The organism is Rathayibacter sp. AY1F2, assembly GCF_002930885.1.
Taxonomy (GTDB): domain Bacteria; phylum Actinomycetota; class Actinomycetes; order Actinomycetales; family Microbacteriaceae; genus Rathayibacter.
On the sequence record NZ_PSVG01000008.1, the window covers coordinates 128,653 to 155,324 of the forward strand.

A 26,672-nucleotide genomic window follows, 5' to 3' on the forward strand; every position below is an offset into this window, starting at 1 on the left:
ACCCTTCGGCGCACCTGTTCGGCTGCGCCCCGCTCGAGAACGGAACGACGCGACATGACAGGTTCGCCTCCGATCGTCGAGATGAAGAACATCTCGATCAGCTTCCCCGGCGTGAAAGCCCTCGACGGCGTCGACTTCCGCCTGTTCCCGGGCGAGGTCCACACCCTCATGGGTGAGAACGGCGCCGGCAAGTCCACGCTCATTAAGGCCCTCACCGGCGTCTACCGCATCGACAGCGGAGACATCGTGATCGACGGGGAGACCCGTCGCCTGACCGGCACCGCCGACTCGCAGGCCGCGGGCATCTCCACCGTGTACCAGGAGGTCAACCTGGTCACGAACCTCTCCATCGGAGAGAACGTGATGCTCGGCTACGAGGTCCGCGGACCCTTCGGCATCAACTGGAAGGCCACCCACCAGGCCGCGAAGGTCGCGCTCGAGAAGCTCGGCCTCGGCCACCTCAACACGCGCCAGTCGCTCGCCTCGCTCTCGATCGCGATGCAGCAGCTGGTCGCGATCAGCCGCTCGACGGTGAGCGACTCCAAGGTGCTCATCCTCGACGAGCCGACCTCGAGCCTGGACGCGAACGAGGTCGAGAACCTCTTCGTCGTCATCCGCCGCCTCCGTGCGGAGGGCGTCGCGATCCTCTTCGTCTCGCACTTCCTCGACCAGGTCTACGCGATCAGCGACCGCCTGACGGTGCTGCGCAACGGCACCTTCGTCGGCGAGTACCTGACCCACGAGCTCGACCGCACCTCGCTGATCTCGAAGATGATCGGCAAGGACATCGCGGCGCTGCGCTCCCTCGACTCCGAGCGCGAGAGCCATGACCACCTCTACCGCGACGCCCCGCTCTACACCGCGAAGGGCATCGGCAAGAAGGGCTCCATCGAGAGCACCGACCTGACGCTGCACCGCGGCGAGGTCGTCGGCTTCGCCGGGCTCCTCGGCTCCGGCCGCACCGAGCTCGCGCGCCTGATCTACGGCGTCGACAAGCCCGACACCGGCGAGATCACGATGCACGGCAAGAAGATCGACGTCCCGACGCCGACCGCCGGCCTCGCCCACAAGATCGCGTTCTCGAGCGAGAACCGCCGCGACGAGGGCATCATCCGCGACCTCTCGGTCCGCGAGAACCTCATCCTCGGCGTGCAGGCCAAGCGCGGCTGGGCCCGCCCCCTCTCCAAGAAGGAGAAGGACGAGATCGTCGGCAAGTACCTCGTCGAGCTCAACGTGCGCCCGGCCGACCCCGACCGCCCGATCAGCAAGCTCTCCGGCGGCAACCAGCAGAAGGTCCTCCTCGGCCGCTGGCTCGCCACCGCCCCCGAGATCCTCATCCTCGACGAGCCGACCCGCGGCATCGACGTCGGAGCGAAGGCCGAGATCCAGGAGAAGGTCGTCGCCCTCGCCGGCGAGGGCGTCGCCGTGGTCTTCATCTCGTCCGAGCTCGACGAGGTCGTCCGCCTCAGCGACCGCATCATCGTCCTGAAGGACCACCGCGTGATCGCGGAGATCCTCAACGGTCCCGCTGTCACTGCGGAGTCGATCGTCACTACCATCGCCGCAGAGGGAGTCGTCGACGAGGACGTCGTCGTCCTCGAGAGCGCCACGCAGGAGGCCGCATCATGAGCAGCGACACCCGACCCGCCCGGGGGTCCGTCCTCGGCGGGATCATCCGCCGCCAGTACTTCTGGGGAGTCGTGGCGATCGCCCTGCTCCTCCTCGTCAACGTCGTCAAGGACCCGGGCTACCTGGCCGTCTCGGTCAGCCCGACCACCGGATACCTCGTCGGCAACGTCATCGACATCGCCCGCGCCGCCGCTCCGATCCTGATGATCGCCGTCGGCATGTGCCTGGTCGTCGCGACCGGGGGCATCGACCTCTCGGTCGGCTCGATCATGGTCGTCGCCGGCGCCGTCTCGATGGAGTTCCTCAACTCCGCGGGAGCGCCCGACTCGCTCGGCGCCGCAGCGGGTGCCTTCGCGCTCGCCCTCCTCGTGGCCGCCGTGCTCGGAGCCGTGAACGGCGTCCTGGTCTCGGTGGTGGGCCTCCAGCCCTTCATCAGCACGCTGGTCGTGATGCTCGCGGGCCGCGGCCTGGCGAAGGTCATCACCGGCGGCCAGAACACCGCCGCCACCAACGAGCCCTTCCGCTGGCTCGCGAACGGGTACGTCTTCGGGCTCCCGGTCGTGTTCCTCCTCGCCATCGCCATCGTCGTGGTCGTCGGAGTCCTGGTGCGCCGCAGCGCGCTCGGCCTGATGATCGAGGCCATCGGCATGGACCCGAAGGCGGCCCGCCTCGCGGGCATCAACCGCCGGGGCCTGCTGATGACCGCCTACATCGGCAGCGGCATCCTCGCCGGAGTCGCGGGCGTGTTCGCCACGGCGAGCGTGATGACGGTCGACGTCTCGCGCACCGGCTACCAGCTCGAGCTCGACGCGATCCTCGCGGTCGTCATCGGTGGCACCTCGCTCGCCGGCGGTAAGTTCAACATCACCGGTGCCGCCGTGGGCGCGATCCTGATCGCCACCCTCGACAAGACCGTCGTGTTCCTCGGAGTCTCGTCCTCCGCGACGCCCGCCTTCAAGGCGATCGTCATCGTCGCGCTCTGCCTCCTGCAGTCCGAGCGCGTCCGCTCCGCCTTCAAGTCCCGTCGCGAGGCGCGCCGCAGCGTCCCGCAGAAAGAGGCGATCCCCGCATGAGTGCCGTGATGACCCGCTCCGCCCCTCCGGCGAGCACCAAGCGCACCTCCGGGGCGCGCGGCTGGCTGAGCCAGCACCTGGACAAGCTGCCCACCCTGGCCGCGCTGATCATCTTCTTCGGGATGATCGTCTACGGCGAGGCCGCCTACGGCCGGATCCTGCAGGCGAGCACGATCTCGAACCTGCTGGTCAACAACGCGCACCTGATCATCCTCGCCGTGGGCCTCACCTTCGTGATCCTCACCGGCGGCATCGACCTCTCGGTCGGCGCGGTGATCGCGTTCAGCAGCGTGAGCGGCGTGCTCCTGATCAACGCCGGCTGGAACCCCTGGCTCGTGATGGTCCTGATGGTCGTGATCGGCGCCCTGTTCGGCGTGATCTCCGGCGTCCTGATCCAGTACTTCAACGTGCAGCCGTTCATCGCGACGCTCGCGATGATGTTCCTGGCCCGCGGTCTCGCCTCCATGCTGAGCACCGTCCCGGAGCGCCTCCCCGAGGACTCGGCCGTGCTGAGCCTGGCCACGCCGATCAAGCTGATCGACGGCCCCAAGGTCAACGACTTCGTCATCAGCCCCGGCGTGATCATCGCGATCCTCGTCGTGGCCGGCGCGTTCTTCGTGCTGCACCGCACCCGCCTGGGCCGCACGGTCTACGCGATGGGCGGCTCCGAGCAGTCGGCGGCCCTGATGGGCCTCCCGGTGGTGCGGACCAAGCTGTTCATCTACATCATCAGCGGCACGCTCGCCGGTCTCGCCGGTGTGGTCTACACCGCCCGCCTCGGCAGCGCGCAGAACATCACCGGCACCGGCTGGGAGCTCGACGCCATCGCGGCGACCGTCATCGGCGGCACGCTGCTCACCGGCGGCGTCGGGTTCGTGCTCGGCTCGGTGGTCGGCGCCCTGGTGCTCGGACTGATGAACGTCCTGATCACCCGCGACGGCGGCATCCCGCCGGAGGCGACCACGATCATCACCGGAGGCATCCTCCTGGTCTTCGTCCTCCTCCAGCGCGCCGTCATGGCCCGCAGCAAGACCTGACCGGGTTCCCGCCCGATCTCCCCCGGCGCCCCCTCGTCCCTCCGCGGACGAGGGGGCGCCGTCGTGTCCGGGGCGCTCCGCCGGCCTCAGGAGGCGGAGCGGCTGAGCGTCAGCGCGGCCTGCTCGCGGGTGCCGTAGCCGCACTCCTCGGCGAGGCGGGCGAAGTCGGCAGGGCCCCGCCGCCGCAGGCCGATGCGGCGCCGGAGGGTGCCCGCCCGACGCGTCGCGATCTCCTCCGCCGGCGTGCGGCCGAGGAACGCGAACGCCTCCGCGAGCATGCGAGGGGAGACGAGCAGCTCCCGGGCGAGCACCGCGGCGGAGAACGCCGGGTCGCGGTGACGTGCCTCGATCACCGGGATCGCCTCCGCGTAGACCTGGTCGGCGCCCCGGGTCCGGACCCGCGGAGCGCTGTGCTCGACGATCCCCTCCAGCAGCAGCTCGCTCGCCCGCCTCACGCCGGCGGCGCCGAGCACGGCCGGATCGTCCTCGATCAGGCTGTTCGCGAGGGCGCGGGCAGGCGTCCAGACCGACTCGCGCACCGGCACGACCTCGTTGATCCGCTCGCGGACCCACCGGTGCTCGAGCACGGCGGCGTCGAAACTCCAGGTGTACGAGAGGGTGGGCCGCCGGCAGTCGATGCGCGCCGGGACCCTGGCGTCGAGGAGCAGGACGCTGTTCGGCGTCGCCTCGAGCACGCCCTCGTCGAGGACGACCTCTCCCCCGCCCTCGACGATCAGGGAGATGTGAACGCCCGCCGGCCTGTCCGCCCTGTCGACCGACGGCGAGGGGGCGACCCTGATCCCGTTCGGCCCCCACACCCGCGTCAGCGCGAGTCCCGGTCCATCCGCTGCGTCCATCCGCAGACCGGGAGCGCCGGTCCCGCGCTCGTCCCAGGCGCGAGCGAACGCCCGCGTCCGCTCCTCTGCGGCCCCCATCTCCCGCCTCCTCCGCGTCGAACGAACAGAATCCCTCATCTGTCGATCACCGCCGGACGTTCGCACGGATCTCCCAGGCCTCCGCGCCTCGCGCTCGGAATCCGGCCGCACGCCGTCGCCGGACCGGGAGGACGGCCACGGGGACCGTCGCGGTCAGCGGCGCTGGGAGAGCCGCCACAGCGCGCGGCGAGCGCTCCCCTCGGAGGCGAAGCCCGCCTCCTCGGCCGAGCGCGCGAAGTCGGCCGTCGCCAGGGACCGCCCGCCGATCAGGAGCAGGAGGGTGCCCGCCCGGCGCCGCTCGAGCTCGTCGTCGGCCGTCCGCCCGAGGAAGGAGAACGCGCGAGCCAGCGTCAGCTCCGACACCAGGAGCTCGCGGGCGAGCCGGGCGGCGGTGAAGGCGGGATCGCGGTGGCGCTCCTCGATCAGGGCCATGGCCTCCCCGTAGACGTCCTCGGCGCGGGGACGCCTGCGCGGTGCGGAGCCCTCGACCAGCTCCTTCAGGAAGGCCTCGCCCGCCCGGGCGACGGCGGGCTGCTCCGCCAGAGCGGGGTCGCCGTCGAGGAGACCGTTCATCAGCGCCCGCGCCGGGGCCAGGAAGCAGCCGGCGACGGGCAGGACCTCGCCGAAGCGCTCCGTGATCCAGCGCTGCTCCAGCGCCCGCTCGCCGAGCACCCAGGCGTAGATCACGGTCGAGCGGGGGAAGCGCGCCCCGGTCCGCGGCTCCGCGTCGATGACCACCAGATCACCACTGCCGCACTCGAGCATCCGTCCGTCCTGTCGGATGCGTCCTCCGCCCTCGACGACCAGCAGCAGATGCGCGCCCGGCGGGCAGCGCGACTGCGGCTTCTGCTCGAGAACGCAGCCACCGGGGATCCACAGTCTGGCGATCTCGAAGCCGAGCGAGCCCGTCGCCTCGACCCGCAGTCCAGAACGGGCCTCCACGCCGTTCCAGTGCTCGGCCATCCGCCGGTACATCTCGGCCGATCTCGACCTCATCGGGCGCCCCCTCCTCGCGGGCACGCTGACGCCTCACCACAGGAGTGATTCGCAGCCCGCGCGTGCTCCGTTTGTCACAGGACCGGTCACAGCGGACGGCGACGCTCCCGCTCACCGCGCCGGCGGCGCCCCGGCGGCAGCGTGCGACCGAGGGGATCACCGGGTCAGGAGGGCGATCGCGACTCGGGACGGCGCCGGAGCCCACCACTCCCTCCTCACGGCGGCGCCACTTCCTCCTCACCTGCCCCCGAGCGCTTGGGCCGACCGCCCGCCCGCGGGAAGACTCCCCAGCGGTACGGCGCCCGTCGTACCCGCCGAAGCGCCCGAGCGGACGACGACCGTCCTCCGAGCAGGCCGCCGGCGAGAAGACAGACCGAGGAGCTTCACTGTGACTTCCGACAACTCTCCCGCTGAGCAGGGTCCGCTGAGGCGACGCACCGTCGTCGCCGGCGCCACCTGGTCCCTGCCCGTGATCGCCGCAGCGACGGCCACCCCGGCCGCCGCCGCCTCTGCCACGCAGACCCTCGTGTTCAGCTCCATCCCGACCATGATCGCGTGCATGCCCAACACGGCGCCGATCACGCTGACCCTCACCGGCGGCAACGTCGCGAACGTCCCCGTGCGGGTGAACACCCCGCCCGGCTTCCGCTTCGGAGGGAGCGGGACCGACACCTTCGTGACCGACGCGAACGGAGTCGCCACCATCCCGGTCGGCGGCGTCATCGCGGGCCCCTCGACCGGCTCGGCCCTCGCCTTCGGCGGCTCGGCGAAGACGAACGCCCCGTTCCCGGTCCGCCAGACCGGCGACCTGCAGTACAGCACGGGCCTCGCCACTGTTCCCGAGAACTCCGGATTCATCCACACCTCCTCGCAGGGTGTGAACGGCAACGTCTCCGTCAAGGCGAACGGCGACATCTGGCAGTACCGGCGGTCGGACGGCTGGCAGAAGCTCGGCACGGGCGCCTCCACGGAGCCCAGCACATCCGGGCTCACGCAGCAGCCGGACGGAACCTACAACGCGCACTGGATCAAGGACGGAGTCCTCCAGTACGGCAAGGCGCTCGCGACCGTTCCGAGCAACTCCGGATTCGTCCGCACCTACGGTCAGGGCGCGGACGGGAACGTCTCCATCAAGTCGAACGGCGACGTCTGGCGGTACAACCGCCAGACCGACGAGTGGACCCTTCTGGGCACCGGCGCCAGCACCGAGCCGAGCGCGGCCGGCATCTCCGCGAACCCGGCCGGGACCCTGAACGTCCACTGGATCAAGAACGGAGTCCTGCAGTACGGCACCGCAGCGGCCACCGTGCCGACCAACTCCGGATTCATCCGCGTCTACGGCCTCGGCACCCGCGGCACGATCGCCGTGAAGTCGAACGGCGACATCTGGCGGTACACCCCGCAGGGCAACGTGTGGGACCTCGTCGGCACCGGAGCCAGCACCGAGCCGAGCGCCGCCGGACTGACCCAGCGGCCGGGCGGGACGTTCGAGATCCACTGGATCAAGGACGGGGTCCTGCAGTACGGCACCCGGCTCGCGACCGTCCCGGAGAACTCCGGGTTCGTCCGCACCTACGGTCAGGGAGCGGATGGGAACGTCTCCGTGAAGGCGAACGGCGACATCTGGTACTACAGCCCGGCGCAGAACACGTGGACCAAGATCGGCTCCGGTGCCAGCACCGGCCCCGATGCGGCCGGGATCACCGCCCAGGGAGACGGCGCGCTGAACCCCCACTGGATCAAGGCGAGAACCGACTGCCGCTGATCCGCGCCCGGCGGCCCTCTCCGCCCGCGTCCTGCCGGACCGCGGGCGAGGAGGGCCGCCTCCGCCCTCCCGCCGAGGACGGGCGCCTCGTCCGAGGAGGAACGCGCCACCCCGTCTCGGCGCCCCTCCCCCGGCCTAACGTGGTCACCGCCCGCGCACCCCGTCCCCGCTGCGAAGGAGCCCGGTGACCGCTTCCGAGCAGCCGGCCGCCCCGCGCGGTCTCGTCGAGACGCTGCAGCTGAGCGGTCCCCGCGTGGAGGCGTGGCTGAGGAGCCTCGGCTGGGCGAGCGACGGAGCTCCGCCCCTGCACCTCGCCGGGGACGTGCTCGCCGTCGACGGCTTCCGGCTGAGCCGCCTCTGGCACACACCCGGCACGCTCCGGACCGACCCGCCCCTCCCCGCCCCCGACCGGGCCGAGGTCGACCTCATCGTCCCGGTCGCCGGCGAGATCGTCGTCGACGGCCCTCTCGAGGCCGCTCGTCTGCGGCCCGGCGGGCTCGCCCTCCTCCGACGCGACGACTCCGCTCGGTTCCGGGCGGAGGAGGACTCCGCCTGGCTGGCGCTGAGGACGTCCTGGGGCAGGCTCGGCCTCACGAGCGCACAGTCCGACGGGCCGTCCTGCACCCTGCTCGCCGCCGACAGCTACAGCGGCGCCTTCGTCTCCCTCGTCAACGCGACCCTCAACGCGGACCTCGCGGCGGGCGATCCCGGCTTCAGCGAGCTGCGCCGGGCGCTCGAGGCGACCGCGTCGGCCCTGATCAAGCAGAGCCTGCCGCCCGCCCGTCCGGAGGACGGACTCGAGGGCGTCCTCCTCCGCGCGATCGCCGTCATCGATGCGGAGGCGGGTGACGCGGACTTCACCGCCGGCGTTCTCGCGATGCGGCTCCGCGTCTCGCGGGCGACGCTGGACCGCGCCTTCCACCGCCGGGGCACGACCGTGGCCGCGACCCTCCGCGAGCGGCGCGTGCACCTCGCCGCGTCGCTGCTCGCCGCGAGCCCGTCGCTCTCGCCCTCGGCTCGCGCGGCCGTGGCCGGGCGGGCCGGCTTCCGGACGCTGAGGGCGATGGACCGCGCGCTGAGCCGTTCGCGCGACGTCGACCGCGGCTGATCCGACCGGACATCGGCGTACGCGTCGCTCCAGGATGCACTCGGGATTCGTCGAACCGGTTCGCCTCTCCTCTGGAGTGTCGGGAAATGATCCGGTTAGGCTCTTCACGTTGTCGTCAACATAGTGTTACCGTGAACATTGCCGCGTACGAAGCCGGCACACTCCCTCCCCTCAGCAATGGTGCCGACCCTGGAGCAAAGCGCGATGAAGCCTTTCCTGCGACCACTCGTCCTCGTGACGGCCGTGGCCCTCACCGTCCCCCTTCTGACGGCCCAGTCGGCGAGCGCAGCTCCCTCCGACAGCCTCGTCCTGCGCTACGCGCTCGACGAGACGAGCGGCACGACCGTCGCCGACAGCTCGGGCAAGGGCCGCACCGGCACGCTCGTCAACGGAGCCGCTCCTCGCGGAGCCGCGGGCGTCGCCCTCGACGGGACCGACGACTACGTCAAGCTGCCCGACGACCTGCTCGCGGGCCTGAACTCGATCACGGTCAGCACCGAGGTCCTGGTGAACGCGAACCAGGGCACGCCCTACTTCATCTGGGGCCTCGGCAACACGACGAACGGCGCCGGGAACGGCTACCTCTACACGACGGGCAACGGCTACAAGGCCTCGATCGCCACCGGCAACTGGACCACCGAGCAGACCGTCAACTCCAACGCGAACCTCGCGCGCAGCGTCTGGAAGACCCTCACCTACACGCTCGACGACGCGAGCGACACCGCACGCCTCTACCTCGACGGCACCCAGGTCGCGCAGCAGACAGGAGTGACCATCACTCCCGCCGCGATCGGCAACGGCACCACCACCGCGAACGCGATCGGCCGCTCCGTCTACACGGCGGACAAGACCCTCGCCGGCTCGGTCCGCGACTTCCGCGTCTACAGCACGGCGCTCAGCGCGGCCGACGTCGCGACCCTCCAGGCCCCGGACAGCACGCGCGTCTCCCGCGACTCCGCCGCCCTGGACCTCGGGAGCCTCTCCTCGGTCTCCGCGAACCTCACCCTCCCGACGACCGGCCCCAACGGCTCCGCCATCGCCTGGGCCTCGAGCAACTCCGCGGTCGTCTCGACCAGCGGAGTCGTCACGCCACCCGCGACCGGGGTCGCCTCGGTCGAGCTGACCGCCACGACCACCCGCGGCTCGGCCACGGCCACCCGCACCTTCACCGCCACCGTGCCCGCCAAGGACGTGAACGCCGACGCCCAGAAGGCGCTCGACGCCCTCTCGATCGTCAACTCCGGCGACGTCCGCGGCAACGTGACGCTGCCTGCGAAGGCCGGCTCCTACGACGTCGCCTGGTCCTCCTCGAACACGGCCGTGCTCAGCACGACCGGCGTCGTGAAGCGCCGGTCCGCCGCCACGCCCGTCACACTCACCGCGACGATCGCCGGCACGACCGCGACCCGGCAGCTGCCCGTCACGGTGACCGCGGCTCCCGCGGACCTCGACACCCAGTACGACGCGGGCTACCTCTGGACCCACTTCGCCTCGACCGACTACGAGAAGATCTACTTCGGCTCCAGCACCGACGGTCTGCACTGGTCGAAGCTCAACAACGACAAGGCCGTGCTCGCCAACCTCGGCGGCACCCTCGGCGTCCGCGATCCGCACCTCGTGCGCTCCCCCACCGGCGACGAGTACTGGATCATCGGCACCGACCTGCACGCCGAGGGCACCGCTCCCGGCGGCACCTGGGACCAGACCAACGCGAGCAAGAACCTCGTCGTCTGGCGCTCGACGGACCTCGTGAACTGGAGCGATCAGAGCATCGTCTTCGCCGGCTTCCCCGACGCGGGCAACGTCTGGGCTCCTGAGGCGATCTGGGACGACGCGACCGGCCAGTACTACGTCTACTGGGCCGCCCGCGACAAGACGCTGACCGGCGGGGCCTCCGCCCAGCGCGTCTACGTCTCGACCACGCGCGACTTCGTCGGCTTCTCCACCCCGAAGGTCTGGCTGGACGAGAACCCCGCCGCCGGCGGCGGGAGCCGCGGCAGCATCATCGACACGACCATCGCGAAGGAGGGGGACACGTACTACCGCTTCTCCACCGCCGACTGGCGCACGGTCGTCGACAAGGCCCCGAGTCTCGCCGGCCCCTGGACCCGCGTGATCGGCTTCGGCGAGGAGAAGTCCCGCGGCCTCTCCGACCACCTCGAGGGCCTCACCGTCTACCAGCTGCCCGACGGCCGCTGGGTCGTCATGGGCGACTCGTTCGGCTACTCCGCCTACGTCACCGACACCCTCGCGGACATGCGGTTCACGGCGCTTCCTGTCGCCACCACCGGCGCGAACACGTACTCGTTCTCGAAGCCCTTCCGCCACGGCTCGGTGCTCCGCCTGTCGAGCGCTGAGGAGGCGCGCCTGACGGCCGCCTACGGCACCAGCAGCACCGGCCCCGCCGCGAAGCCGGTCAACGCGGCCGGCGAGATCCTCCGCTACACCTTCGACGGCGGCTCGGGCACCACGGTGCGCGACAGCTCGGGCAACAACCAGAACGGCACGCTGCCCTCGGGTGGCACCTGGAAGGACGGCGCCCTGCAGCTCGACGGCACCGACGACTACGTCAAGCTGCCGAACGACCTGCTCGCCGGAGTGACGGACCTCACCATCCAGTCCGACGTCTGGATCGACCCCGCGCAGGGCGGCGCCTACTTCCTCTACGGCCTGGGCAACACCACGAACGGCGCCGGCGACGGCTACCTCTTCACCTCGGGCAACAACTACCGCACCAGCATCGCGACCGGGAACTACACCACCGAGCAGACCGTCGCCGGCGGCTCGGCCCTCCCCCGCGGCACCTGGGCGCACCTGACGTACACGCTCTCCGGCACCACCGGCACGATCTACCTCGACGGAGTGAAGGTCGCCAGCGGCACCGTCACGACCGACCCGAAGGACATCGGCGGCGGCTCCACCTCGGCGAACTACATCGGGCGCTCGAACTACGACGCCGACAACCGCTTCCGCGGCCAGATCCGCGAGTTCTCGGTCTACAACCGGGCCCTCAGCGCCTCCGAGGTGCTCGCCGCCTCCGGCAACACGTCGGCCCTGGTCGACCTGTCGCTCAGCGGCGACGTCCTGAAGACGGCCCCGATCGTCGACTCGGCGAGCAGGACGGTCACCTTCCCGGTGAAGCCGGGGACCGACCTGACGAAGCTCACCCCGACCTTCTCCACCGCGGCCGGCGTCACGGCGAGCCCCGCCTCCGGCACCGTCCGCGACCTCTCCACCCCGCAGACGGTCGTGCTCACGCCCGCCGCCGGCGGCACCGCGACCACCTGGACCCTGAAGGCCGTCGTCATGAAGTCCCCCGTCCTCGCAGGCCTGAACGCCGACCCGAACATCGCGGTCTTCGGCGACACCTACTACCTGTACGCGACCTCGGACGGCTTCGCCGGCTGGGGCGGCAAGACCTTCTACGCCTGGTCCTCGAAGAACCTCATCGACTGGACCCGCTCGGAGCAGCCCTTCCTGACGCTCGACGGCGCGAACGGCAACGTGCCGTGGGCGACCGGCAACGCCTGGGCGCCGACGATCATCGAGAAGAACGGGAAGTACTACTTCTACTTCTCCGGCGAGAACTCCTCGCTGAACCGCAAGACGATCGGAGTCGCCGTCTCGGACAGCCCGATGGGCCCGTTCACGGCGCAGCCGACCGCGATGATCACCAACGGCGAGTCCGTGCGGTCCGGCCAGGCGATCGACCCCGCCGCGTTCACCGACCCGAAGACCGGCAAGAGCTACCTCTTCTGGGGCAACGGCGACCCGCTCTACGGGGAGCTGTCCGACGACATGCTCTCGATCAAGACCGGCACGATCAAGAAGATCAGCGGTCTGACCGACTTCCGCGAGGGTGCGTTCCTGAACTACCGCGACGGTCTGTACCACCTCACCTACTCGATCGACGACACCGGCTCGGAGAACTACAAGGTCGGCTACGCCACCTCGACGAGCGTCGACGGACCGTGGACCTACCGCGGCGTGGTCCTCGAGAAGGACACCTCGCAGGGCATCCTCGCCACGGGCCACAACTCGATCGTCAACGTGCCCGGCACGGACGACTGGTACATCGCCTACCACCGCTTCGCCATCCCCGGCGGAGACGGCCAGCACCGCGAGACGACGATCGACCGGGTGACCTTCGACAAGACGACCGGGCTCATGCAGAAGGTCGTCCCGACCCTCACCAGCGTCGCCGCGCAGACGATCGTCGACACCGCGCCGCTCGCAGCCTCGATCACGGGGAAGGCGACGGTGGGCAGCACGCTGACCGCCTCCGCCTCCTCCCCGTGGACGGCGACCGGCTTCCAGTGGAAGCGCGGGGGGACCGCGATCAGCGGGGCGACGGCGTCGAGCTACACGCTCACCGCCGCCGACCGCGGAGCGACGATCTCGGTGGCCGTGACCGCCGCGAAGCCGCAGTGGACGCCGGCGACGGCCTCCGCCTCCGTCGGTCCCGTGACCGACTCGGCACCCGCGATCGCCGTGACTACGACCTCCACGACGCGCTGCGCCGCCGGGAAGATCGTCGTCACCGCGACCGCCACGAACCCGAACGCCTTCGCCGCGAAGATCGTGATCGGCACGACGTGGGGCTCCAAGAGCTTCGCCGACGTCGCTCCCGGCGCCACCGTCTCGGCCGCCTTCACCACCCGGGCGACGAGCGTGACCGACGGATCCGCGACCGCCACGGCGACCGCGTTCATCAGCGGGAAGCCGGCCACGGCCTCCGCGACCGCCCCCTACTCCGCGGCCAGCTGCAGCTGATCCGCGGGCACGACCCACACCCATTGAGATCGAGCCGGCGACGACGCCGGCCGGAGAACGGAGAACACCCGACATGAATACCCGATCCCTTCTGATCCGCGGAGCCGCTGGACTGGCCGGAGGCGTCCTCCTGCTCGGAGTCGCCGGAACGGCGTTCGCCGCCGAGGTCAACTACGGCAACGACGACGTCGACATCAACGTCGAGATCGCCGACCTCCCCGGGACCGGCGCCCTCTCGATGACCGTCGCCGCGGACTCGACGACGCTGACCGAGACCGGCTCGGACAACGTCCGCCGCCAGTTCACCGGCACCCTGCCCACCGTCACGGTCACCGACACCCGTGACGCCGCGGACGTCTCCCCCGACTCCGCGTGGTACGTCATCGGCACGGCGAGCGACTTCACGTCGGCCGACGGCTCGACCATCGGCGCCGAGAACCTCGGCTGGACCCCGGACCTGGTCGACGGTGGAGACCTCGGCGAGGTCGCCGCGGGCGATGAGGTCGGCACCGCCATCGACGGCGGCGCCAACGGCGTCGGCCTGAAGGGCAAGGAGCTGCTCGCGATCGTCGCCAGCAACTCCCAGCAGGTCAACCCCGAGGGCTCCTGGAGCGCCGACGCCGACCTCTTCCTCCGCACCCCCGTGAACGTGGACGCCGGCGCGTACTCGTCCACCATCACCCTGTCGCTCTTCGAGTGACCCGTCGCGGCCGGGGGACGCACTCCCTCGGCCGCGATCCCACCACGGCCGACGCGGCCGGGCCCGCCCGCCCGGCCGCGTCGTGCTTCCCCCGTGCGACCATGAGGTTCTGATGACTGCTCCGCGCCGCTCCGCCGCTCCCCGCCGCCCGCTCCTCCCCGCGCTGCTCGCGCTGATCGTCGCCCTCCTCGGCGCGGGAGTCGCTCCGGCGGCCGTCGCGGCCGACGGAGCGATCACCTGGGCGGTCAGCCCCTCCACCGACGGCGTCCCCGACAAGCGCGCGTGGGTCGAGCTCGAGCTCGCCCCCGGCGCGAGCGCCTCGGACGAGGCGGTCGTGCGGAACCTCAGCGACCAGCCCGTGACCTTCAGCATCACCAGCGCCGACGGCTACTTCACCGACACCGGCCGCTTCAACATGCTCAACTCGGACCAGGAGTCGGTCGACGCCGGGCTGTGGATCTCCGCCCCCGAGACCGTGACCGTCGATCCGGGCAGCAGCGGCGTGGTGCCGTTCACCGTGACGGTCCCCGACAACGCCACCCCCGGCGACCACGCCGCCGGCATCGCCGCCTCCGTGCTCTCGCAGGGCACCGAGGCGGGAGGCGCGAACGTCGGAGTGGAGAGCCGCATCGGCTTCCGCGTGATGACCCGCGTGACCGGCGAGGTGACCCCCTCCTTCTCCGTCGAGGACCTGGCCAGCGACTACCGCCTCTCCTGGAACCCGTTCCAGCCCGGCTCCCTCTCGCTCGTCGCCGACGTGGTGAACACCGGCAACGTGCGCCTGCTGCTCGACGGCACGGCGAGCGCCCAGGGCGCCACCGCCCCCGTCGTCGCGGCCGACGCGCCCCAGCAGGAGCTGCTGCCCGGCGACCGGCGCAGCGTCTCGGTGCAGCTCGACGGCATCTGGCCCCTCTTCGGGGTCGGCGCCGACCTGACCATCGCACCGACCGTCGCCGCCGCCGATCAGGAGCCGGTCGCCACCGCTCCCGTGACGGAGTCGATCACGGTCGCCGCCGTGCCGGTCCCGCAGCTGCTCGTGGTCCTCGGCGTCGCCCTCATCCTCGCGGCGCTGCTCGCCGGGCGCTCGCGCTCGCGCCGCCGCATCGCCGCCCTGGTGCAGCAGGCCAAGGAGGAGGGCCTGCGCGAGGGCGCGCGCGTCTCCTCCTGAGCACCCCCTCCGCACGCTCCCTCCCCCCTCCCTGCCGTCGAGGGGCCCCGGGCCGTCGAGGGGACCCGCTACACCGGGTTCCCCCGACGGTCCAGGGTTCGCTCATCGCGCGGCCATGCGTCAGAGTGAGCGGATGACCACCACCTCCCTGGAGGCGCCGACTAAGCGTCTCGGCCTCATCGCGCTCATCGCGACCCTCGGCGGCCTCCTCTTCGGCTACGACACCGGCGTCATCAACGGCGCCCTGGAGCCGATGTCGACCGAGCTGGGCCTCACCGCGCTGACCGAGGGGGTCGTCACCAGCTCGCTCCTCTTCGCCGCCGCGATCGGCGCGATCTCGGGCGGACGCCTCGCCGACGCCCTCGGGAGGCGGACCACGATCCGCCTGCTCGCCGTGCTCTTCCTCGTCGGCGCCCTGGTCTGCGTGGTGGCGCCGGGCTTCGGCGTGATGGTCCTCGGGCGGGCGGTCCTCGGGCTGGCCGTCGGCGGCGCCTCGGTGGTCGTGCCGATCTACCTCTCCGAGATCTCCCCCTCCGAGATCCGCGGCTCGCTCGCCGGCCGCAACGAGCTGATGATCGTGATCGGCCAGCTCGCCGCCTTCGTGGCCAACGCCGTCATCGGCACCGTCTGGGGCGAGCTGCCCGGCGTCTGGCGGATCATGCTCGCCGTCGCCGCGCTCCCCGCCGCCGCGCTCCTGCTCGGCATGACCCGGGTCCCGGAGTCGCCGCGCTGGCTGATCGCGCACGGCCGCCGCGACGAGGCGCTCGACGTGCTCACGACCATCCGGACGCCCGACCTGGCCCATGCGGAGGCGGAGACCATCGCCCGCTCGATCGGCGCGAAGGACGGCCCGAGGATCCCCCTGCTGCAGGCGCTGCGCGAGCGCTGGGCGGTGCGCATCCTGCTGGTCGGCATCGGGATCGGAGTCGCCCAGCAGCTCACCGGCATCAACTCGATCATGTACTACGGCCAGTCGGTGCTGAAGGAGGCGGGCTTCGACCACGACGGCGCGCTCGTCGCCAACATCGCACCCGGGGCGATCGCCGTGATCGGCGGCCTGATCGGGCTGCGGCTCATGCAGACGATGAACCGCCGCACGACCCTCCTGCTCGGCTACTCCCTGACCACCGCGATGCACTTCCTGATCGGCATCGCCTCCGTCGCGCTCCCCGTGGGGAACCCGGCGCGGCCGTACGTGATCCTGGTGCTGGTCGTCGCGTTCGTGGGGAGCATGCAGACGTTCCTCAACATCGTCACCTGGGTGATGCTGTCCGAGATCTTCCCGCTGCGGATCCGCGGCGTCGGCGTCGGCATCGCGATCTTCTGCCACTGGATCACGAACGCGGTGCTCGGCCTGTTCTTCCCCACCCTCGTCTCCGGCGTCGGCATCACCGGAACGTTCTTCCTGTTCGGCGCCGTCGGCCTGCTCGCGCTCGTCTTCATCTGGAAGCGCGTGCCCGAGACCCGCGGCCGCGCCCTCGAGGAGGTCGAGGCGGGCGTCGTCTCCGGCGAGCTCCTGCGCCGCTGACGCCCGCCCTCGGTCTCCGCCTACTGGTAGGTGACGAGGTCGGGGAGGGGGCGGACCTCGGCCATGGTCTCGGCGGGGGTGAGCATGGGCGCGTCCTCGTCGTAGAAGTTCTTCCAGCCCCAGCCGATGCCCTCGGGGGCGCCCTCGTGCAGCGCGTCCCAGGTCGCCTGCTTGTCGGGCTGCGAGCCCTGGCCGTCGACGTGGATGAGGAACTCCAGCTCGGGCCGGTCGCGGCGGATGCTGTCGCGGTCCTGCAGCATCGACAGCCGGAACTGGTGCAGCACGAACATCTTCGGCGGCAGCCCCTCGCTCTGCACCAGGTCGGCCAGCCACTCCGACACGCTGTCGACCTCGGCGGCCGAGACGCGCCCGATCTGCTGCAGCGGCTTCTGGCCGGGCAGCAGGCGCCACTCCGGGTCGAGCGCGAGGCCGACGTTGGGCAGCGACAGGAGGTCCGCGTACTGCTTCGCCTGGGTGAGGAAGTCGGTCAGCCCCGACTGCAGGTCGAGCACCACGTACATCCCCGCCGCCTGCGCCGCGTCGATGTAGGGGCGGATGTCGGCGGCGTCGAGCTCGTTGGAGTAGTCGCCGTCCTTACCGGGGTCGCCCGCCGCGACCGTGGTGATGATCTCGAGGCTCGGCACGACCTGCTTGTCGGTGAGCGCCCGGTACGGCTCGGCCACCGCCTCCGCCCGCGCGATCGTGGGCTCGAGGCCCTGCTCCCCCAGCACGCCGAGGACGGGAGCGCCCGGAGTGCCGTAGATCGCGACGAAGAGGTGCCCGCCGAACATCCGCTGGCCGCCGCCCGGCAGCTGCCAGCCGCTCGCGGCCGCGCGCACGGCCCACTCGGGCTCGGGCTGGGCGGCGAGCACGGGGCCGAGCAGCAGCGTGCAGGAGGCGTCGGCCGCGGCGATCGCGGTCACGGCTCCGCCCGAGGCGAGCAGGTCGTCGCCGTCGACCACGGTGACGGGCACGCCGGCCGCGCGGGCGGTCGCCAGCGCGGCGACGTCGGCGTCCTGCGCGCGGGCGAGGGCGTGCAGGCCGGTCAGGGCGTCGGCCCGGGCCGGGAGGGCGCCGAACGGAGCGTCGGAGGCGGTGGACGGCGCGGCGGCGGCGAGGTCGGCGAGCGCCAGGTCGGTCACGGTCACGCCGGACGCGCTGCTGAGGGCGGCCGCGTCGGAGGCGGAGGCGACGACGTCGACGCCCTCGGGCGCGGTGACGTCGCCGATCGCGAGCACGCGGGTCACGCCGAGGCGGGCGAACTCGGCGGCGAGGGCGTCGGAGGTCGGAGCGGCGGAGGACGGAGCGGCGGACGGGGTGGCGGATCCGGGCGCGGAGTCGGACGGGCCCCCCGGATCGGACGGCGTGTCGGAAGCCGTGGATCCCGCGGCCGCGGCGTCCGCGGTCGGGGCGGCCGTCGCTCCGGATCCCGCCGAGCCGACCAGCAGCGGCACGCCCCAGGCGATGCTCACCTGGGCGGCGCGCAGGCGGGACTCGGCGACGTCCTCGACCAGGACGACCAGCGGAGCCGCGGCGAACAGGGCCGCGCTCGCGGCGAGCGCGTCCGGGGCGAGCGCCACCGGCCCGCTCGGAGCCGCGGTGCGGGTGCGGGGCGCCTCCTGATGAGCGTCGTCCGGAGCGGAGGAGTCGGGCGTGCAGGCGCTGAGCAGCGGGAGCACCGCGAGACCGCCGATCACGACGCTGCGGCGCGAGAGCCCGGAGCGGGAGGGGACGGAACGGGGTGTCGAGGGCATGGCAGGCCTCTCCTCTCGGAGCCCGATCGGGGCTCTCTGGTGCGTGGCTGGTCCTCTCGACTATCGCAGGCCCGGCGGCGGCGAGCGCCGAGGGAGCCGTCCCGGGCGCGCCTCCGACGCCGTCCGGACATGCAGAAGGGGAGCGGCGCCGCAGCTCCGCTCCCCTCCGAGTGGCTGGATCAGACCGTGCGGGGGGCCTTCGCGAGGTTGGCCTCGAGCTCCTCGCGGTTCTGCCGCACCACGTAGGCGGGGCGGTCGCGCTCGACGCGCCACGACTCGCTCAGCGGCGTGATCGCGACGGTGTCGAAGCCGATCCGGTCGTAGAGGTCGGTCACGAAGTGGATCGCCTCGGGGTAGTCGCTCGACGTCGCGAGGGCACGGCGGTCGGGCGTGCCGACCGGGGTGCCGTCGGTGGTGATGTCGGCGGCCATGATGTGGTTGAACGCCTTGACGACCTTCGACTCCGGGAGGTGCTGCTGGAGCATCTCGCTGGTCGTGGTCTCGCCCTTGTCGAGCGCCTCGATGCGGCCGTCGCGCTCGAAGTAGTAGTTGTTCGTGTCGAGGACGATCTTGCCGGCGAGCGGGGCGACCGGCACCTCCTCGAGGTTCTTCAGCGGCACCGTCACCACGGCGATCTCGGCGGCCTCGGCCGCCTCCTGTGCCGTGGCGGCGCGGGCCTTCGGGCCGAGCTCCGCGATGAGGTCGGCGAGGGTCTCGGGGCCGCGCGAGTTCGCGATGACCACCTCGTCCCCGAGGGCGATGACCGCCCGTGCGACCTGGCTGCCGATGTTGCCTGCTCCGATGATTCCGTACGTCGTCATGCTGAGGAGAACGCGGAGGGTGCCCAGGCATTCCGCTCTGCGGCGTTCTCCCACGCCGCACCCAGGTGGGCCCGTGCCTCCAGTAGCCTCGGTCCTCGGGCGCCGCTGCCCGAGAAGGAGTCCGTGATGCCGCAGTACGACCTCCCGCTCGACCTCCTCGAGCAGTACGCCCCCGAGATCGCCGAGCCCGCCGGGTTCGCCGAGTTCTGGCGCGACACGATCGCCGAGGCGAGGGCCGTCGCGACCGAGCCGCGCCTCGAGCGGGTCGACGCCGGCTTCGGACTGCTCGACACCTTCGACGTCACCTACTCCGGCTTCGGCGGCCACCCGATCCGCGCGTGGCTGATCCTCCCCCGCGGCGTCGAGGGCCCCCTCCCCGGGCTCGTGACCTTCATCGGCTACGGAGGCGGCCGCGGGCAGCTCGCGGAGTGGACCGCGATGTCGGCCGCCGGCTACGCGCACCTGGTCATGGACACCCGCGGCCAGGGGTCCGGGCACCGCTCCGGAGCGACGCCCGACCCGGTGGGCAGCGGGCCGCACGTCTCCGGCTTCATGACGCAGGGCATCGAGTCGCCCGCGGAGCACTTCTACCGCCGCGTCTTCACCGACGCCGTCCGCGCGCTCGACGTGCTGCGCGCGCACCCCGCGGTCGACGCCTCCCGCGTGGCCGTCTCGGGCGGCAGCCAGGGAGGCGGGATCGCTCTCGCCGTCACCGGGATCCTGGGCCTGCTCGGCGAGTCGGAGTCGGCGCGCGCCGCGATCGTCGACGTGCCGTTCCTCTCCCACATCCCGCACGCCGTGCGGCTGGTCGACACGATGCCGTACGGCGAGATCGTGCAGTACCTGCACACCCACCGCGGCGCCGAGGCGCGCGTGTTCGACACCCTCTCGTACTTCGACGGCACCTCCTTCGCCCCCTACGCGCAGTCCCCCGCGCTGTTCTCGGTGGCGCTCCGCGACGACATCTGCCCGCCGTCCACCGTCTACGCCTCCTACAACCGCTATGCCGGACCCCGCGAGATCCGCGTCTACCCCTTCAACGGCCACGAGGGCGGCGAGGCGTTCCAGATCGGCGAGCACGTGCGCTTCCTGGGGCGCGAGCTGGCGTAGGAGGAGGAGCCGCCCGGTCGGCGGACGGGGGCGGTGCGCCCCGGCGCATCACCCGTTCCGACTCGCGATCATCGCGCTGCCGATGCGGTCCTCGAGGTCGGCCAGCTCGTCGAGGACGTCGCCGACCACCCAGACCTGCCGGGCGCCTCGACGGGCGTCGCTTTGTGACGCCGTGCGTCGCGCTCGGTACCCGTTCGCGGCTCCGCTGGGCACTATCGATTCCATGACCCGCCAGATCCGCTTCAACGCCTTCGACATGAACTGCGTCGCCCATCAGTCCTCGGGCATGTGGCGCCACCCCCAGGACCAGTCCTGGCGGTACAAGGACCTCTCGTACTGGACCGACCTGGCGAAGCTGCTCGAGCGCGGCACGTTCGACGGCATCTTCATCGCCGACGTGCTCGGCACCTACGACGTCTACGGCGGCTCGAACGAGGCGGCGATCCGCCACGGCGCGCAGGTCCCCGTCAACGACCCGATCCTCCTCGTCTCGGCGATGGCCGCCGCGACCGAGCACCTCGGCTTCGGCATCACCGCCGGCACCGCCTACGAGCACCCGTACCCGTTCGCGCGGCGCATGTCGACGCTCGACCACCTGACGAAGGGCCGCGTGGGCTGGAACGTCGTCACCGGCTACCTCCCCAGCGCCGCCCGCAACATGGGCCACGAGGACCAGCTCGAGCACGACGACCGCTACGACGTCGCCGACGAGTACCTCGAGGTGCTCTACAAGCTGTGGGAGGGGTCGTGGGAGGACGACGCGGTCGTCCGCGACCGCGAGTCCGGCGTGTTCACCGACCCGGCGAAGGTGCACGAGATCGGGCACCGCGGCAAGAACTTCACCGTCCCCGGCATCCACCTCTCGGAGCCGTCGGTGCAGCGGACCCCCGTCATCTACCAGGCGGGAGCGTCGCCGCGCGGCATCCGCTTCGCGGCGGGCAACGCGGAGGCGATCTTCGTCGCGTCCTCGACGAAGGCCGGCCTGAAGGCGACCGTCTCGCGCATCCGCGACGCCCTCGAGGCGGCCGGCCGCGACCGCTACTCCGCGAAGATCTACACGCTGCTGACGATCATCACCGCCGAGACCAGCGAGGCCGCGCACGAGAAGCACCGCGACTACCTCTCCTACGGGAGCGAGGAGGGGGCGCTGGTCTTCATGTCGGGCTGGATGGGCATCGACCTGTCGCAGTACGACCTCGACGAGCCGATCGGCAACGTGAAGAGCAACGCGATCCAGTCGGCCGTCGCCAACTTCCAGGAGGCGAACGAGGACGGCTCGGAGTGGAAGGTCCGTGACATCGCCAAGCTCAGCGTGATCGGCGGGCTCGGCCCGTTCGTCGTCGGCTCGCCCGCGGAGGTCGCCGACCACCTCCAGGAGTGGGTCGAGGAGACCGACGTGGACGGGTTCAACCTCGCCTACGCGATCACGCCCGGCACCTTCGAGGACGTGGTGGAGTTCATCGTGCCGGAGCTGCGCAGCCGCGGCGCGTACCCGGAGGAGTACGTCGAGGGCAGCCTCCGCCAGAAGCTGCACGGCCGCGGCGACCGGCTGCCGGAGGAGCACCTCGGCGCCGGCTTCCGCTACGCGCCGGCGGCGGTCTGACGACAGGGGGCGCCGGGCGGCCGGTGGTGGCGGGGGTCTCGATACGCCGCGCCGGACGCACAAGCACCCCGCCGCGATGCGCGACGGGGTGCTCGGGACGTGCGGAGGGGCTCAGCCCTCGAAGGTGGCGTCGAGCGTGATGTCGACTCCGGTGAGCGCCTTGCTGACGGGGCAGGTCTCCTTGGCCTCGTCGGCGGCCTTGAGGAAGGCGGCCTCGTCGATGCCGGAGACCTCGCCGCTCACGATGAGCTTGATGCCGGTGAGCTTGAATCCGCCGGCCGAGTCCGGGCCGAGCGAGACGTCGGCGCGGACGTCGAGCGCCTCGACGGTGCCGCCGGCCTGGCCGAGGACGGCCGAGAACTGCATCGCGTAGCAGGCGGAGTGGGCGGCCGCGAGGAGCTCCTCGGGGCTGGTCGAGCCGTTGGCGTCGTCGGCGGCGCGCTTGGGGAACGAGACGTCGTAGGTGCCGATCTTCGAGCTCGAGAGCTCGACCTGGCCCTCGCCGGTCTCGAGCGAGCCGTTCCAGGCGGTGCGTGCGGTACGAGTGGGCATGAGTCCTCCTTGGGGGGCGGGGAGAACCGAAGAACGATCGTTCTCCCCTGATGCGCCGAGCCTAGGTGGAACGCGCGGCGTCCTGCAACCACCGGCCTCGGACCCTCGGCGAGATGCCAGTCCGGTGCGCCTCCGTCGGCGTGTCGCGCACGGGAGCGGCCTCGCGGAGGAGAGGACGGGGCCTCGGTTCAGTGCACGAGCTTCAGGCCGACGACGCAGCCGACGATCCCGAGGACCAGCAGCGTGCGCACGAGCGAGAAGCCCTCGCCGCCGAAGAACATGCCGTAGAGCACGGTCAGCGAAGCGCCGATCCCGACCCAGACCGCGTACGCGGTGCCGGTGGGCAGCTCGCGCATCGCGTAGGCGAGGCCGGCCATGCTCGCGACGACGCCGACGCCGAAGACGACCGACGGGCCGAGCCGGGTGAACCCCTCCGACTTGCCGAGGGCGGTGGCCCACACGGCCTCGAGGACACCGGAGAGGATGAGGACGATCCAGGACATGACAGCTCCTACGAGTCAGTCTTGTCGCGTTCCGGGTACTGCTCCCTCGTCCGGTCGCCGTCATCGGCTCCGAACAGTCTGCCCGTGCGCGCTGGGCAGGCCCTGGGCAGCACGCGACGGGGGCGGAGCCGCCGCGACCGCGACTCCGCCCGCCGCCGTCAGCGCGGCTGAGCCGGGTTCGTCGGCACTCCGTGCGAGGGCGGGTTGACCGGCGGACCGGACGTCGCCGGTGAGACCGGCGATCCGGACGACGAGCGGGACACCTCGGGCAGCGACTCCGGCACGCTGCCTGCCGGCTCCGCTCCCCCGCGCAGCTGCTCGAGGCGCGAGTGCAGGATCGTCGTCACCGGCAGGCGGTGCCCGTGCGCCTCCTCGTAGGCGAGCAGCACGACGAGGCCGGCCTCGTCGAGCGGGCGGATGCGCTCCGCGAGCGTGCCGAGCGGGATGTCGTTCCAGTCGGGGAGCGGCAGCTCCTCGCGGGAGGGTGTGTCGGTCATTCGTGCTCCTTCCGTTCCCCCCATCCCACGCCCCGGACGGCCGTCCGCCCAGGGGCTTGACCGGTCGCGGGGCGAACGGGGCTCGGCCGAGGGAGGACGGTCGGATGGTGCAGCCGGCCCATCCCCCGCCGGATCAGGCGGTGCGGCGGGACGAGCGGCGGGTCGCCAGGTGCACGAAGACTCCGACCACCAGGAGGATCCCGGCGTAGAGCCAGACGATCGGGTCCTGCTGGCTGAGGAGCAGCACGCACGAGGCGATGCCGAGCACGGGGATCGCCGTCCACACGCGGAAGTGGTCGTGCTCGACCTTGTCGCGCCGCAGCACGAGCACCGAGACGTTCGTGCTGATGAACACCAGCAGGAGGAGCAGCACCACGGTCTCGGCGAGGGTCGCCAGATCGCCGACCAGGGTCAGGAGGCACGCCGCCAGCGTGGTCACCGCGATGGCCACCCACGGCGTCCGGCGCTTCGGCAGCACGCGGCCGAGCACGTCCGGGAGGAGGCCGTCCTTCGCCATGCCGTAGGTGACGCGGCTCGCCATGATCATGGTCAGCAGCGCTCCGTTGGCGACCGCGACGAGCGCGATCAGGCTGAACAGCCACGCCGGCACCCCGGCTCCGCTCGCCGTCACGACTTCGAGCAGCGGGGCGGAGGATCCGGACAGCTCGTCGGCGGGCAGCGCGATCGAGCTCGCCAGGCCGACCAGGACGTACACCGCACCGGCCGTCAGCAGCGAGCCGAACAGCGCGCGCGGGTAGACGCGGCTGGGGTCGCGGATCTCCTCGGCGATGTTGGCCGAGGTCTCGAAGCCGACGAAGGAGTAGTACGCGATGATCGCCGCGCCGAGCACCGCCAGCGCCGGCGCCTGCTCGGAGCTGAGCTCGACCGTGCGGGCGAGGTCGCCGCCTCCGCCCGCCACGAGCAGCGCGACGCATCCGATCACGATCAGCAGGCCGCCGACCTCGATCACGGTCATCACCGTGTTGCTGAGCAGCGACTCCGCGACGCCCCGCGCGTTGAGGCACGCGACGAGGATCAGGAAGACGATGGCCGTCGGCACGGTCGGCACGTCGAGGAAGGTGCCGAGGTAGTCGCCGGCGAACGCGAGCGACAGGCCGGCCGCGCTGGTCACTCCGGCCGCGAGCATGGCGAAGCCGACCAGGAACGAGACGATCGGGCGCTGGAAGGCCCGCTGCGCGAACACCGCCGCGCCTCCCGCCTTCGGGTACTTGGTCACCAGCTCGGCGTAGGAGCCGGCGGTCAGCAGCGCGAGGCCGAGCGCGAGCAGGAGGGGCATCCAGACGGCGCCGCCGACCTCCGCCGAGAGCGTGCCCATGAGGGCGTAGATGCCCGCGCCGAGGACGTCGCCGAGGATGAAGAAGTAGAGCAGCGGGCCGGTGATGCGGCGGCGCAGGGAGGTGCCGCCGGCCTCTCCGGTCGCGGGGGCGTCGCTCGTGGTGGCCATGTCGTCCTCTCGTCGCGCGCTCGGGAGCGAGCACGACGGGCCACGCTAGGGAGGAGGGGGCCGGGAGGTCGAGAAGGTTGACCGGGCGGGGTCGAGGGCGCTACACGCGCGGGACGGGGCGTCTGCGGAGCGGGCGCCTGCGGGCCGGGCGCGTCCCCGGCCGGGCACGGCATGCCGCGCCTCGCGCCGGCCGTCAGCCGAGGACGACGTGCTCCCCGCCGCGCTGCTCGGCGATCTCCTCGCCGACCTCCTCCGCCTCCTGGCGCGACTCGTGGTGGCTCAGCGGGACGCGGGCGTGGGCGATGCGGTTGTGCCAGCCCTGCTCGTCGGAGTAGGTCTCGATGGGGAGGACGGTCGTGGTGCTCATGGTGCTCCTTCGTGGTGGTCCCTCCATGGCACCTCGCGCCCCCCGCCGCTCGGGAGAGGGTTGACGCGAGCCCTTGTCTCGAGCAGGACGGAGGCGTCTCGGCGGTCCAGCAGCGAGCGCCGGTGGCGCGGCGGGTCAGGGCGAGACCATGCCGCCGTTCACGTTGAGGGTCTCGCCGGCGACGAAGCTCGACTCGGCGGACGCCAGGAACACGTAGGCCGGGGCCTGCTCGGCAGGCTGCGCGGCACGGCCCATCGGCGACTCGCTCGAGCCGAAGTCGGGCAGGCTCTCGGGGTCGACGCCGCCGCTCACCTGCAGGGCGGTCCACGTCGGGCCGGGCGCCACGACGTTCACGCGGATGCCCTTCGCGGCGAGCTGCTGCGCGAGGCCCTTCGAGAGGTTGTTGATCGCGCCCTTCGTCATCGCGTAGTCGAGGCGGTCGGGGGCGGGCTTGTGCGCCTCCGCCGACGCCGTGTTGATGATCGTGGCGCCCGCGGGCAGGTGCGGGAGGGCCGCGCGGATGATCCGGAACGGAGCGAAGACGTTGACCGCGAAGGTCGCCTCGAACTGCTCGTCGGTGATGTCGAGCAGGTCCTCCTTCCAGATCTGCTTCCCGGCCACGTTGACCACCGCGTCGAGCCCGCCGAGGCCCTCGACCGCCTCCGCCACGAGCCGCGTGCAGTACTCGGCACTCGTGAGATCGCCGGGGATCGGCACGGCGGTGCGCCCCTCCGCGCGGATCAGCCCGATCACGTGCTGCGCGTCCTCCTCCTCGCTCGGGAGGTAGGCGAGGGCGACGTCGGCCCCCTCGCGGGCGAAGGCGATGGCCACGGCTGCGCCGATCCCGGAGTCGGCTCCCGTGATGAGCGCGCGGCGGCCCGCGAGCCTGCCGGTGCCGCGGTAGCTCTCCTCGCCGAGGTCGGGCACCGGGGTCATCCGCGACTGCAGCCCGGGCTCGGGCTGCTGCTGGACCGGCGGAGTCACGTCCGGGTACTGGGTGGCGGGGTTCGTGAACGTGTACTGGTCGGGCATGGCTCCTCCGTCCGCGGCACCCGGATCGGGCCGCTCCCCTCCATCCCAGGCGAGCCGCGCCTCCGGGGCCACCCCGTGCACGGGCGGGCGGCGCTGTGGTAGCCGGCGCCGCGCCTGCTCGGAGGACCGGCACGGCGAACCGGACGTGCCGGTGCTCCGCTCCGCGGATGAACACCGGACGACAGTGGGCTCCCCCGCGCGCCGAGGCCGCGCGGGGGAGCCCACTGTCGTCCGGTGTTCATCCGCGGAGCGGAGC

General features: G+C 71.9%; 22 protein-coding genes and 1 riboswitch. Of the genes, 11 read left to right on the top strand and 11 right to left on the bottom strand.

The genetic code is table 11. The features are described 5' to 3' along the window. Positions 1-54: 54 nt before the first annotated feature. Genes C5C54_RS08720 through C5C54_RS08730 form a run of 3 tightly spaced genes read left to right on the top strand, consistent with a single transcriptional unit; the run spans position 55 to position 3,739 of the window. A complete protein-coding gene (locus C5C54_RS08720) occupies positions 55-1,629 on the top strand; it encodes a sugar ABC transporter ATP-binding protein (RefSeq protein ID WP_104288162.1) in 1,575 nt (524 codons plus the stop codon). Continuing rightward, positions 1,626-2,702 carry an ABC transporter permease gene (locus C5C54_RS08725; protein ID WP_104273673.1) on the top strand — a complete coding sequence of 359 codons (1,077 nt, stop codon included), beginning with the start codon at positions 1,626-1,628 and terminating at the stop codon, positions 2,700-2,702. Before C5C54_RS08720 ends, C5C54_RS08725 begins: the two co-directional genes overlap by 4 nt. After that, positions 2,699-3,739 (top strand): sugar ABC transporter permease, encoded by a 1,041-nt coding sequence (locus C5C54_RS08730; RefSeq protein ID WP_104222391.1) that lies wholly within the window; start codon positions 2,699-2,701, stop codon positions 3,737-3,739. The genes C5C54_RS08725 and C5C54_RS08730 overlap by 4 nt, the downstream gene beginning before the upstream one ends. Before the next feature lie 86 nt (positions 3,740-3,825). Here the strand turns inward: C5C54_RS08730 and C5C54_RS08735 are convergent, their stop codons facing one another. Both C5C54_RS08735 and C5C54_RS08740 read right to left on the bottom strand, forming a co-directional pair. After that, positions 3,826-4,674 (bottom strand): hypothetical protein, encoded by an 849-nt coding sequence (locus tag C5C54_RS08735; protein WP_104288163.1) that lies wholly within the window; start codon positions 4,672-4,674, stop codon positions 3,826-3,828. Between the two features lie 153 nt (positions 4,675-4,827). Further along, entirely contained in the window at positions 4,828-5,670 is an 843-nt protein-coding gene (locus C5C54_RS08740) for a hypothetical protein (RefSeq protein WP_104269278.1), read from the bottom strand. A gap of 388 nt (positions 5,671-6,058) precedes the next feature. Here C5C54_RS08740 and C5C54_RS08745 point away from each other — a divergent pair, with 388 nt between their 5' ends. The 6 genes from C5C54_RS08745 (at position 6,059) to C5C54_RS08770 (ending at position 16,712) form a co-directional block, all read left to right on the top strand. Next, the gene (locus C5C54_RS08745) at positions 6,059-7,435 is read left to right on the top strand and encodes a hypothetical protein (RefSeq protein WP_104288164.1); all 1,377 of its coding nucleotides are present in this window, start codon (positions 6,059-6,061) and stop codon (positions 7,433-7,435) included. Positions 7,436-7,619: 184 nt separating this feature from the next. Next, positions 7,620-8,543 carry an AraC family transcriptional regulator gene (locus tag C5C54_RS08750; RefSeq protein WP_104288165.1) on the top strand — a complete coding sequence of 308 codons (924 nt, stop codon included), beginning with the start codon at positions 7,620-7,622 and terminating at the stop codon, positions 8,541-8,543. A 204-nt stretch (positions 8,544-8,747) separates the two neighbouring features. Beyond that, positions 8,748-13,316: a family 43 glycosylhydrolase gene (locus tag C5C54_RS08755; RefSeq protein ID WP_181127865.1), complete on the top strand. Its 4,569-nt coding sequence runs from the start codon at positions 8,748-8,750 to the stop codon at positions 13,314-13,316. 73 nt (positions 13,317-13,389) lie between these two features. Next, positions 13,390-14,016, top strand: coding sequence for a hypothetical protein (locus C5C54_RS08760; RefSeq protein WP_104227017.1), 627 nt, complete (start codon positions 13,390-13,392; stop codon positions 14,014-14,016). 112 nt (positions 14,017-14,128) lie between these two features. Continuing rightward, positions 14,129-15,184, top strand: coding sequence for a WxL protein peptidoglycan domain-containing protein (locus tag C5C54_RS08765; protein ID WP_104288167.1), 1,056 nt, complete (start codon positions 14,129-14,131; stop codon positions 15,182-15,184). Positions 15,185-15,317: 133 nt separating this feature from the next. Continuing rightward, the gene (locus tag C5C54_RS08770) at positions 15,318-16,712 is read left to right on the top strand and encodes a sugar porter family MFS transporter (protein ID WP_258063280.1); all 1,395 of its coding nucleotides are present in this window, start codon (positions 15,318-15,320) and stop codon (positions 16,710-16,712) included. A gap of 20 nt (positions 16,713-16,732) precedes the next feature. On the opposite strand, the gene C5C54_RS08775 is transcribed toward C5C54_RS08770, so the two are convergent. Together C5C54_RS08775 and C5C54_RS08780 are read right to left on the bottom strand one after the other, a co-directional pair. Continuing rightward, positions 16,733-18,466, bottom strand: a complete 1,734-nt coding sequence (locus C5C54_RS08775) for a hypothetical protein (RefSeq protein ID WP_104288169.1) — start codon at positions 18,464-18,466, stop codon at positions 16,733-16,735. A 179-nt stretch (positions 18,467-18,645) separates the two neighbouring features. Next, positions 18,646-19,287 (bottom strand): NADPH-dependent F420 reductase, encoded by a 642-nt coding sequence (locus C5C54_RS08780; protein ID WP_104222381.1) that lies wholly within the window; start codon positions 19,285-19,287, stop codon positions 18,646-18,648. A gap of 126 nt (positions 19,288-19,413) precedes the next feature. Between C5C54_RS08780 and C5C54_RS08785 the strand changes: the two genes are divergently transcribed. Then, positions 19,414-20,397: an acetylxylan esterase gene (locus tag C5C54_RS08785; protein ID WP_104222380.1), complete on the top strand. Its 984-nt coding sequence runs from the start codon at positions 19,414-19,416 to the stop codon at positions 20,395-20,397. Between the two features lie 48 nt (positions 20,398-20,445). Here the strand turns inward: C5C54_RS08785 and C5C54_RS17925 are convergent, their stop codons facing one another. Beyond that, positions 20,446-20,622 carry a hypothetical protein gene (locus C5C54_RS17925; RefSeq protein WP_181127866.1) on the bottom strand — a complete coding sequence of 59 codons (177 nt, stop codon included), beginning with the start codon at positions 20,620-20,622 and terminating at the stop codon, positions 20,446-20,448. Between C5C54_RS17925 and C5C54_RS08790 the strand changes: the two genes are divergently transcribed. Then, the gene (locus C5C54_RS08790) at positions 20,621-22,000 is read left to right on the top strand and encodes an LLM class flavin-dependent oxidoreductase (RefSeq protein ID WP_104222379.1); all 1,380 of its coding nucleotides are present in this window, start codon (positions 20,621-20,623) and stop codon (positions 21,998-22,000) included. The two genes, C5C54_RS17925 and C5C54_RS08790, sit on opposite strands and share 2 nt — an antisense overlap. A gap of 111 nt (positions 22,001-22,111) precedes the next feature. Here the strand turns inward: C5C54_RS08790 and C5C54_RS08795 are convergent, their stop codons facing one another. The 6 genes from C5C54_RS08795 to C5C54_RS08820 all read right to left on the bottom strand — a co-directional run bounded on the left by C5C54_RS08795 (position 22,112) and on the right by C5C54_RS08820 (position 26,416). After that, entirely contained in the window at positions 22,112-22,552 is a 441-nt protein-coding gene (locus C5C54_RS08795; RefSeq protein WP_104222378.1) for an OsmC family peroxiredoxin, read from the bottom strand. Between the two features lie 188 nt (positions 22,553-22,740). After that, the gene (locus tag C5C54_RS08800) at positions 22,741-23,055 is read right to left on the bottom strand and encodes a multidrug efflux SMR transporter (RefSeq protein WP_104222377.1); all 315 of its coding nucleotides are present in this window, start codon (positions 23,053-23,055) and stop codon (positions 22,741-22,743) included. A 9-nt stretch (positions 23,056-23,064) separates the two neighbouring features. Continuing rightward, a riboswitch (guanidine-III (ykkC-III) riboswitch) is annotated at positions 23,065-23,128 on the bottom strand. 85 nt (positions 23,129-23,213) lie between these two features. Further along, positions 23,214-23,552, bottom strand: a complete 339-nt coding sequence (locus tag C5C54_RS08805; protein WP_104288170.1) for a hypothetical protein — start codon at positions 23,550-23,552, stop codon at positions 23,214-23,216. A 133-nt stretch (positions 23,553-23,685) separates the two neighbouring features. Next, the gene (locus tag C5C54_RS08810; RefSeq protein WP_104288171.1) at positions 23,686-25,017 is read right to left on the bottom strand and encodes an APC family permease; all 1,332 of its coding nucleotides are present in this window, start codon (positions 25,015-25,017) and stop codon (positions 23,686-23,688) included. A 193-nt stretch (positions 25,018-25,210) separates the two neighbouring features. Then, complete coding sequence (locus C5C54_RS08815) at positions 25,211-25,384, bottom strand: DUF2188 domain-containing protein (RefSeq protein WP_159940661.1); 174 nt, start codon at positions 25,382-25,384, stop codon at positions 25,211-25,213. A gap of 135 nt (positions 25,385-25,519) precedes the next feature. Beyond that, positions 25,520-26,416 (bottom strand): SDR family oxidoreductase, encoded by an 897-nt coding sequence (locus C5C54_RS08820; protein ID WP_104227027.1) that lies wholly within the window; start codon positions 26,414-26,416, stop codon positions 25,520-25,522. Positions 26,417-26,672 lie beyond the last annotated feature (256 nt).

Bases quoted from the DNA above. Each gene is read 5' to 3' on its own strand.
- C5C54_RS08720 (WP_104288162.1), top strand. From the start codon at position 55: ATGACAGGTTCGCCTCCGATCGTCGAGATGAAGAACATCTCGATCAGC.
- C5C54_RS08725 (WP_104273673.1), top strand. From the start codon at position 1,626: ATGAGCAGCGACACCCGACCCGCCCGGGGGTCCGTCCTCGGCGGGATC.
- C5C54_RS08730 (WP_104222391.1), top strand. From the start codon at position 2,699: ATGAGTGCCGTGATGACCCGCTCCGCCCCTCCGGCGAGCACCAAGCGC.
- C5C54_RS08735 (WP_104288163.1), bottom strand. From the start codon at position 4,674: ATGGGGGCCGCAGAGGAGCGGACGCGGGCGTTCGCTCGCGCCTGGGAC.
- C5C54_RS08740 (WP_104269278.1), bottom strand. From the start codon at position 5,670: ATGAGGTCGAGATCGGCCGAGATGTACCGGCGGATGGCCGAGCACTGG.
- C5C54_RS08755 (WP_181127865.1), top strand. From the start codon at position 8,748: ATGAAGCCTTTCCTGCGACCACTCGTCCTCGTGACGGCCGTGGCCCTC.
- C5C54_RS08760 (WP_104227017.1), top strand. From the start codon at position 13,390: ATGAATACCCGATCCCTTCTGATCCGCGGAGCCGCTGGACTGGCCGGA.
- C5C54_RS08765 (WP_104288167.1), top strand. From the start codon at position 14,129: ATGACTGCTCCGCGCCGCTCCGCCGCTCCCCGCCGCCCGCTCCTCCCC.
- C5C54_RS08770 (WP_258063280.1), top strand. From the start codon at position 15,318: ATGACCACCACCTCCCTGGAGGCGCCGACTAAGCGTCTCGGCCTCATC.
- C5C54_RS08775 (WP_104288169.1), bottom strand. From the start codon at position 18,466: ATGCCCTCGACACCCCGTTCCGTCCCCTCCCGCTCCGGGCTCTCGCGC.
- C5C54_RS08780 (WP_104222381.1), bottom strand. From the start codon at position 19,287: ATGACGACGTACGGAATCATCGGAGCAGGCAACATCGGCAGCCAGGTC.
- C5C54_RS08785 (WP_104222380.1), top strand. From the start codon at position 19,414: ATGCCGCAGTACGACCTCCCGCTCGACCTCCTCGAGCAGTACGCCCCC.
- C5C54_RS08790 (WP_104222379.1), top strand. From the start codon at position 20,621: ATGACCCGCCAGATCCGCTTCAACGCCTTCGACATGAACTGCGTCGCC.
- C5C54_RS17925 (WP_181127866.1), bottom strand. From the start codon at position 20,622: ATGGAATCGATAGTGCCCAGCGGAGCCGCGAACGGGTACCGAGCGCGA.
- C5C54_RS08795 (WP_104222378.1), bottom strand. From the start codon at position 22,552: ATGCCCACTCGTACCGCACGCACCGCCTGGAACGGCTCGCTCGAGACC.
- C5C54_RS08800 (WP_104222377.1), bottom strand. From the start codon at position 23,055: ATGTCCTGGATCGTCCTCATCCTCTCCGGTGTCCTCGAGGCCGTGTGG.
- C5C54_RS08805 (WP_104288170.1), bottom strand. From the start codon at position 23,552: ATGACCGACACACCCTCCCGCGAGGAGCTGCCGCTCCCCGACTGGAAC.
- C5C54_RS08810 (WP_104288171.1), bottom strand. From the start codon at position 25,017: ATGGCCACCACGAGCGACGCCCCCGCGACCGGAGAGGCCGGCGGCACC.
- C5C54_RS08815 (WP_159940661.1), bottom strand. From the start codon at position 25,384: ATGAGCACCACGACCGTCCTCCCCATCGAGACCTACTCCGACGAGCAG.
- C5C54_RS08820 (WP_104227027.1), bottom strand. From the start codon at position 26,416: ATGCCCGACCAGTACACGTTCACGAACCCCGCCACCCAGTACCCGGAC.